Genomic DNA, 7656 nt, shown 5'->3' with positions numbered 1-7656 from the left:
GGCGTGGTGGGCGTCGTGGTGGGGGGAGGCGGAGCCGGTTCGTCGGTGTCGTCGTCGCCGCCGCAAGCGCCGAGCGCGAGCGCCAGCGTTAGCGCGCAGCAGGCCGCGAGGCCGCGTCGTGCAAGGACCAGCAGGGGGGAAGTGGTTTCCATGAGTCTGTGTGCGTGGATGGGCGAACGGCCCGCGCTGGCCGTTGCGCCGTCACACAGGACGAGTGTCGGGCGGATGCTGGCGGGCCACGAATGCGCCCGGCGGTGGGGCCGGACGACAGCCAATGAGTATTGGCACGCCGGATGTCGATGCATTGACAGGGGCCTGACGGGGAGCTGTCAGGCGGCCCTTTTTTGAAACGCCATGCTAGATGCGTGTCCAGGTGAAATCGAATTCAACGCGGGACTTTCGCATGAGGTAGACGCGCGCGATGCGCGCTACTTCCAGAACGGTTTGCTGCGCGCGAGATCGTCAAAGGCCTGCTGTGCCTCGACGACCAGTTCTTCCAGGCGCGCGCTGATCCAGCCCAGCGCGAACCAGGCTTGCGGATGCGTGGCCGTACACGACTGGTAGTAGCCCTTGGCCATCGCGAGGTCGTTGATTTCGCCCAGCACGTCCTGCACGCGGGACAGCAGCTTGCGGTAGCCGCGCAGCTTGCTGGCGGGCAGCAGCGATTCGGCGAACGACAGGCCATAGCGCAGGCGCTTGCCGCGCTTGCGCAGATCGTGGCGGGCGGGGATGTCCAATGCCGCGAAATGCGTGCCCTGATCGGCGACCTTGCCGTGCCAGCGGTGCAGGCGGCGGGCAAGGAGCTTGTGCAGGTGCTGCGGTTCGGGCTCCGGCGTCAGCATCGGGATGATCGTGGGCTTGACGATGGGACCGGTCACGCCGCCTTCGAGCCGGATGGCAGGCTCGGGCGCGGCGTCGCTGGGCGTGCCGTTGGCGATGGTCTGGCCGTCCGCGTCGGGCTGCACGGGCGGCACGTCGAGCGACCATTCCAGCAGCTCCAGCAGCCATGCTTGAAACGCCTGGCCGCCCGCGATGGTCTGCGCATCTGCTTCTGGGGGCGCGGCTTCCATGGGGATCACGGGCATCCCGGCGCGCAGCAGGGCGGGCGCGACGGTTTCGTTCAGCACGTCCTGGTCCCGATTGGCGCCGAACGCCGCGAAGTGCGTGCGCACGCCCTGCAGCAGCGAGGCCGGCACCGGTGCGATCCAGCCATCGAACAGCTTCCAGGCCGATCGCAGCCGGCGCACGCCCACGCGCAACTGGTGCACGTGTTCGGAGTTGCCGGCGCGGTACACGCCTTCGGTGTCGACCTCGGCCAGCACCGCCGCATTGCGGCAGACCTGGTCCAGGCATTCGGCGGCGATCGCGCCCATCGCCTGCGGCGGCGTCATGCCGTCGCGCAGCTTAACGGACGATGCGCCGCGCGGCGCCCAGAATTGCGCAATGGCCTGCGCACGGTGTGCTTCGAGGTCATCGCCGGCAGCGGCGTCGACCTCGGCTAGGCGATGCGCCAGCTGGGCCAGGGCGTCGCCGCGTTCGGACTTGCTGCGGGGATCCAGGATCAGGGCATGGCGCTGCTGCCAGCCGCGCGCTGCGGCGAAGATGGCGGCGGGACGGCCCGACACCAGTTCGAATTCCAGTTCGGAGATCGGCAATTCCAGCGCGCCGGCGCGCAGGATGCCGGTGTCGTAGGCCAGCTCCACCGTGCCGAAGCGCGTGCGGATCTTGCGCAAGAGGCGCTGCACGTCGGTTTCATAGCGCAGGCCCAGTTCGCCCTTGATGGAAGACAGCGGGCCCTCGACGTCGGTACCGGCATAGACCGACAGGTCGAGCACGGGACCCGGCCGCGGATGGTTCATCTCGATGCGCGAGATCGCATCGGCGCCGGGCATCTTCAGCGTCTGCACCCAATCGGGGCCTTCCTGCCGCAGCCGGATCGCGATGCGCGCTCGCGCAAGCTCGCGCTCCGGCGTGTCGAAATACATGGCATGCAAGCGAATGCGCGTGGCCTCGCGTTGCTTGACTTCACGCAGCACGGCCTGGCGCGAAGCCGTGGGCACGTGCAGTTTCAATTCCTGTTCCGACATGGCAGCGGATGTCCAACGGCAAAAGCCAAGATGTTAATCAAGCCGGGGGTGCGTTTTGATGACCGTTCATATTTTGTTCACATTGAGCATAGACGCGATCGCGGCGCAAAAACAAGGCAGCCCATCATGGGCGACTAGGCGCTTTTGCGTTGCTTGCGAACGGAAAGGAAAGAAAACGCCGCCCCATGGGGGGCGGCGAAGGGAGCGCGTGTCAGGGGAAACCGACAGGCGTAAAGCGGGGCGACGGCGCTACAGGATGCGTTTGCGCGCCTGGGTGATGATGACTTCGGCCAGCACGACAACCACGAAGATGGCGGCCAGCACGAGGGCGACGCGGTCCCACTGGAACAGGTTCAGCGCGGTGTCGAGCGCCATGCCGATGCCGCCGGCGCCGACCAGGCCCAGCACTGCGGATTCGCGCACGTTGATGTCCCAGCGCAGCAGCACGATGGACCAGAACGCCGGGCGTATCTGCGGCCAGTAGGCGTACCAGATGACCGAGGCCTTGCTGGCGCCGGTGGCGGTGACGGCTTCGATGGGGCCGCGCTGTGCTTCCTCGATGGCTTCGCCGACCAGCTTGCCGACAAAACCGATCGAGCGGAAAGCGATGGCCAGCGTGCCGGCCAGTGCGCCCGGTCCGAAGATGGCGATGAACAGCAGCGCCCACACCAGCGAGTTGACCGACCGGCTGGACACCAGAATCAGCCGGGCCAGCATGTTGATGGTCTTGCTGGGCGTGAGGTTGTTGGCCGCCAGCAGACCCACCGGCACGGCCATGAACACCGAAAGAATGGTGCCCAGCGTGGCAATGTGCAGCGTTTCGATCAGCGCATCATGCACGCCGCCCGGGTAGTAGGCCCAGTCGATCGGCCACATACGGCGAAAGAGGTCGGCCATCTGTTCCGGCGCGTCGTACAGGAACTCGGGGATGACCTCCACGCCGCGGATCGCCTGCACGATGGCCGCCACCAGCAGCAGGTACAGCGCGAAGCGCAGCAGGCGCTGGCCCATGCTGTAGCGTTGCCAGACACGCGGCTGGCCGGCGGGGTTCAAGGGGGAGACGTGGGCGTTCATTCTTCCACCTCCGCCTTGCGCGCGGCCGCCGGCTTGCTGCTGCCGATGCCGCGGGCGCCCGCGAAGCGGCTTTGCAGGATGCGGTCGAAACCCAGGTTGTCCAGGAACACGGCCCGCACGAAGCTGGCCAGGATTTCACCCAGCATGATGATGGCGATCAGGGTCAGCAGGATGGCGCTGACGAAGTCGTAATCGAAGCGCTGGAAGGCCGAGAACAGCGTGCCGCCCACGCCGCCCGCGCCCACGATCCCCACCATGGTGGAGTTGCGCAGGTTGGAGTCGAACTGGTAGGTGGCAAAGCCGATGAAACGCGCGAACACCTGCGGCAGCACGCCGAAGACGATGACGTTGGCAAACGAGGCGCCGGTCGCGCGCACCGCTTCCACCTGCTTGAGCGAGATTTCCTCGATGGCCTCGGTGAAGAGCTTGCCGATGAAGCCGATGGACGCGACGGTCAGCGCCAGAATGCCGGCCAGTGCGCCAAAGCCCACGGCCTTGACGAACAGGATGGCGACGATGACCGGGTGCAGCGCGCGGCACAGCGCGACAATCGACCGCGCGGGCCACGAGATCCACGCGGGCATCAGGTTGCGTGCACCCAGGAGGCCCACCGGCAGCGCCAGGATGATGCCCAGCATCGATGCCAGGACGGCAATCTCCAGGCTTTCGGCGATGCCCTTCCACAAGGTGGCGGGCTTCTCGAAGTTGGGCGGGAACATGCGCGCGAGGAACGTCGACGCGTGGCCCATGCCGCTTTCAAAGCGCGACCAGCTGAAGTCCAGCTGCGCGGCGGCGTAGATGGTGTAGAGCACCAGCAGCAGCACGCCGGCCTTGGCGCGCCCTGACATGGCGAAGGGGCGGATGCCGCCCCGGGGTTGCGTCATTCCAGCCAAGACTCGCCTCCGTAGATGGTCTTGAGCATGGTGGCGTCCAGGCCCTGGCCGTCGCCGTCATAGACCACGTGGCCGCCCGACATGCCAACGATGCGCGTGGCATAGCGGCGCGCCAGTTCGACGTCGTGGATGTTGACGATGACGGGAATGCCCGTGGCGCTGCCCTGCGCGGACAGCAGTTCCATGATCTCGACGGAGGTCTTGGGATCAAGCGACGACGTCGGCTCGTCGGCCAGCAGCACCTGCGGGCGCTGCATGAGCGCGCGGGCAATGCCCACGCGCTGGCGCTGGCCGCCCGACAGCGCATCGGCGCGCTGGTCGGCGAATCCGGCAAGGCCCACGGTGTCGAGCAGCTTGTAGGCGTGCTCGATGTCCTCGGGATCGAAGCGGCGCATCCAGGCCTTCATGGCCGAGGTGTACCCCAGCCGGCCGGTCAGCAGGTTTTCCATCACGGTCAGGCGTTCGACCAGGTTGTATTCCTGGAACACCATGCCGATGCGGCGGCGCGCGCGGCGCAGCGACGCGCCGCGCACTTGCGCCAGGTCCACGGTGCCGTCCTCGGACTGCAGCACGATCTCGCCCTTCGTGGGTTCGATCAGCCGGTTGATGCAGCGCAGGAGCGTGCTTTTACCGGTGCCCGAAGGACCGATGATGGCGGTGAGCCCCTGACCGGCGATCTGCAGGTCAATGCCGTTCAGTACCGGCCGGCCGGCCCGGTATTCCTTGACCAGGCCGGAAATGCGTAGCGACGTCGTCATGCTGGATTACTTCTTGCTCTTTGCGGATTCGCGGTCGTAGGCCGCGCGGTTGAAGCTCTCGCCGCCGGATTCAGCGACCTGGCGGACGATGGCCCAGTCCTTCTCGTACGTCACCGGGTAGAAGCGGTCGGCGTTGTCGAAGGCCTTGGACATTTCCGGCGGGAAGCGGTAGTCGTAGAAGCACTTGAGCATCTGGTCGCGGAACTTCGGTTCCAGGTCATGCGCGTAGGCGAACGACGAGGTCGGGAATTTTTCGCTGGTGTAGATGATGCGGAAATCGGCTTCCTTGACCTGGCCGCGTTCGACCATGCGCTTGAAGACGTCCGATGCCACGGCGGCGGCGTCGTAGTCGCCGGAATTCACGCCCATGACCGATTGGTCGTGCTTGCCGGAAAAGATGACCTTGTAGTCCTTGTCGGGCGTCAGGCCTTCCTTCGGGAACAGGGCGACGGGCGCCATGTGGCCGGAGTTCGACGAGGGTGCGGTGTGCGCGAGCTTCTTGCCCTTCAGGTCGGTCAGCTTCTGGTACGGGCTGTCCTTCTTGACGATGACGATCAGGTTGTAGCCCTGGAAGCCGTCGGCGTAACCCTTGACGGCAAACGGCACGGCGCCGGCGATGTTCACGGCGAATGCGGTGGGGCCGGTCGAGAAGCCGCCGACGTGCAGGCGGCCCGAGCGCATGGCTTCGATTTCAGCCGCGTTGCTCTGCACCTGGTAGAACACGACGCGCTTGCCCGTGCATTCGGACAAGTGCTTGGTGAAGGGCTTGAAGATGTCTTCGTACACGGCCGGGTCTTCGACCGGCGTGTAGGTGAACACCAGCGTGGAAGGCGTCTTGAGCTTGGACGCGTCGGTGGGCGTGTCCGCCACCAGGTCCTTGTTCGAGTCGCAATACATCTGATCAAGATCGCCGCGGTTTGAGCAGGTGTCGGCGGCCTGGGCGGCGGAAGCTCCAAAAGCGAATGCGGCCAGCGCGGCCGCCTGCATAAGACGCAAGGCTTGCATCGTGTGTCTCCTCGTGTAGGTATGAATTGAATCTTTGCTGAATTCAAACACACAACCGGGGACGGCACACTCGGGAAAGTCCCTGCCTTTCTTTTCGTCTTTTGTTCGTTTTGTTCGCTTTGTGTTCGTTATTGCGCGAAAACGCGCTCAGCCGCGAAAGCCCAGCTTGCGGGAGATTTCTTGGGCGCATGCGATGAGCGGACGAGCGATCGCGCCGTCCCACGACACGTCGAACAGGCCGGTGGGACCCAGGCTGGTCAGCGCCAGGACGATGCTGCCCGTGTTGTCGAATACCGGCACCGACAGCGCATCCACGCCCGGCAGCGGGTTGCCCAGCGCGCGGGCCATGCCGTGCACGCGGATGTCGGCCAGTTGCGCCTCAATGTTGGCGCGCGATGCCTTGCGCGGCGGCGGCACGCTGGCGATGACGGCGGTGTCGCCTTCTTCGCGCGCGATGTAGTGCTCGCTGACCTTGGGCGGCAGCCAGGCCGCGAACACCAGCCCGGTGGCGGTGTGCAGCATCGACATCACCGTGCCCTTGCGCATGTTCACGTGGACCGGATAGCTGGCTTCGGTCATGTGGATCATCGTGGGGCCGTGCGAGCCCAGCACCGCGATGCCCAGCGTGTGGCCGATGTCGGACTGCAGCTTGGCGATTTCCGGCATGGCGACGCGCACGGGATCCAGGCGCTGCAGACTGACCAGCCCCATCTGCAGGGCGAAGGGACCCAGCTCGTACTGGCCGGTGACGGCGTCCTGCTGCACCAGTCCGACGCGGATGAAGCTGACCAGGTAGGGGTGCGCCTTGGCGGACGTCATGCCCGCGCCGGCCGCCAGGTCGCGCAGCGTCAGGGGCTTGCCCGCGTCGACAAGCGCGGCCAGGAGCGGCACGCCCACCTCGATGGACTGGATGCTGCGGCGGCCGTCGTTGGCGGCGGGCGCCGCAGTCTTGGAAGTTGCCACGGTGTACTGACCTCAGGCCGGCTGGACTTGGGAGGGCTGACGTGCGGCGAGCAGCCGGTCGGCCATTTCAACGAAACCGCCGCCGCCATGAAAGGCGGCGACAAACGCGGGGCGGTGCGTCAGGCGGTGTAGCTGGGCCTGGATGTTGGCGACGCCGACCGAGATCGGGAAGTAGGCGAACATCGGCTCGTCGTTGGGCGAATCGCCGATGAACAGCGTGCTGTCCAGGGCGCTGGCCACGTCCATGCCGAACTCGCGCTGGAACATCGTGCGCGTCATGGTGAGCTTGTCGTAGTCGCCGAACCAGCCGTTGACGTGAATGGAGCTGACCTTGGCCTGCGCGCCCGCTTCCTGAAAGATCTGGACGATGCGGCTGATCGCCGCGTCGGGCAGGGCGGGCACGTCTTCGCAGAAATCGATGGCCAGGTCGGCCACGCGATAGTCCTGGTCGCTGGCGACGGCGCTGCCCGGCACCTCGGCCAGGACGCGGTCGCGGATGGCGTCCAGCCGCTTGCGGCTTTCCTGGCGCGAGGCGGCGTCGGTCCAGTAATGCGTGGTCATGCGGCGGGCCTGGCGGTCGTAGGCGTAATAGAAAGCGCCGTTCTCGCCGACCACGGCGCGCACCGGCCACATGCGGGCGATGTGATCGCACCAGCCGGCCGGGCGGCCGGTGATCGGCACGACCTGGATGCCGGCCTGTTCCAGGCGTTCAAGCGCGGCGTACGCGTCGGCTGGCAGGCGGCCTTCGGTGGTCAGCGTGTCGTCGATATCGGTCAGCACGACGCGGACGGCTGCCGCGACGTTCAAAGGCATGGCCGCAAGGGCTTGCATGAGGTTTTTCCTTCGTTTTTCTGGGGGATCTCCGGGCGAAAGTTT

The 7656-nt window shown here is 66.3% G+C and carries 7 protein-coding genes; all 7 read right to left on the bottom strand.

The annotated features are described in order from the left end of the window. Nucleotides 1-428: 428 nt before the first annotated feature. Nucleotides 429-2087 carry a CYTH and CHAD domain-containing protein gene (locus AC6LJW_RS26060; protein WP_056558867.1) on the bottom strand — a complete coding sequence of 553 codons (1659 nt, stop codon included), beginning with the start codon at nucleotides 2085-2087 and terminating at the stop codon, nucleotides 429-431. Nucleotides 2088-2336: 249 nt separating this feature from the next. Continuing rightward, nucleotides 2337-3161: a phosphonate ABC transporter, permease protein PhnE gene (phnE, locus tag AC6LJW_RS26055; RefSeq protein WP_498088675.1), complete on the bottom strand. Its 825-nt coding sequence runs from the start codon at nucleotides 3159-3161 to the stop codon at nucleotides 2337-2339. After that, a complete protein-coding gene (gene phnE / locus AC6LJW_RS26050; protein ID WP_056558861.1) occupies nucleotides 3158-4045 on the bottom strand; it encodes a phosphonate ABC transporter, permease protein PhnE in 888 nt (295 codons plus the stop codon). Before phnE (AC6LJW_RS26050) ends, phnE (AC6LJW_RS26055) begins: the two co-directional genes overlap by 4 nt. Further along, complete coding sequence (phnC, locus tag AC6LJW_RS26045; protein ID WP_056558858.1) at nucleotides 4042-4812, bottom strand: phosphonate ABC transporter ATP-binding protein; 771 nt, start codon at nucleotides 4810-4812, stop codon at nucleotides 4042-4044. Before phnC ends, phnE (AC6LJW_RS26050) begins: the two co-directional genes overlap by 4 nt. A gap of 6 nt (nucleotides 4813-4818) precedes the next feature. Next, nucleotides 4819-5817, bottom strand: a complete 999-nt coding sequence (gene phnD, locus AC6LJW_RS26040) for a phosphate/phosphite/phosphonate ABC transporter substrate-binding protein (RefSeq protein ID WP_056558855.1) — start codon at nucleotides 5815-5817, stop codon at nucleotides 4819-4821. Nucleotides 5818-5964: 147 nt separating this feature from the next. Continuing rightward, the gene (locus AC6LJW_RS26035; protein ID WP_105240545.1) at nucleotides 5965-6780 is read right to left on the bottom strand and encodes an IclR family transcriptional regulator; all 816 of its coding nucleotides are present in this window, start codon (nucleotides 6778-6780) and stop codon (nucleotides 5965-5967) included. Nucleotides 6781-6792: 12 nt separating this feature from the next. Beyond that, nucleotides 6793-7611, bottom strand: coding sequence for an HAD-IIB family hydrolase (locus tag AC6LJW_RS26030; protein ID WP_056558850.1), 819 nt, complete (start codon nucleotides 7609-7611; stop codon nucleotides 6793-6795). Nucleotides 7612-7656 lie beyond the last annotated feature (45 nt).

This window comes from Achromobacter sp. 1012554356 (genome assembly GCF_059760815.1).
This window is presented reverse-complemented; position numbering and strand designations above follow the sequence as displayed.

Excerpts from the sequence above, each read along its gene's own strand:
- AC6LJW_RS26060 (WP_056558867.1), bottom strand. The coding sequence starts at position 2,087 with ATGTCGGAACAGGAATTGAAACTGCACGTGCCCACGGCTTCGCGCCAG.
- phnE (WP_498088675.1), bottom strand. The coding sequence starts at position 3,161 with ATGAACGCCCACGTCTCCCCCTTGAACCCCGCCGGCCAGCCGCGTGTC.
- phnE (WP_056558861.1), bottom strand. The coding sequence starts at position 4,045 with ATGACGCAACCCCGGGGCGGCATCCGCCCCTTCGCCATGTCAGGGCGC.
- phnC (WP_056558858.1), bottom strand. The coding sequence starts at position 4,812 with ATGACGACGTCGCTACGCATTTCCGGCCTGGTCAAGGAATACCGGGCC.
- phnD (WP_056558855.1), bottom strand. The coding sequence starts at position 5,817 with ATGCAAGCCTTGCGTCTTATGCAGGCGGCCGCGCTGGCCGCATTCGCT.
- AC6LJW_RS26030 (WP_056558850.1), bottom strand. The coding sequence starts at position 7,611 with ATGCAAGCCCTTGCGGCCATGCCTTTGAACGTCGCGGCAGCCGTCCGC.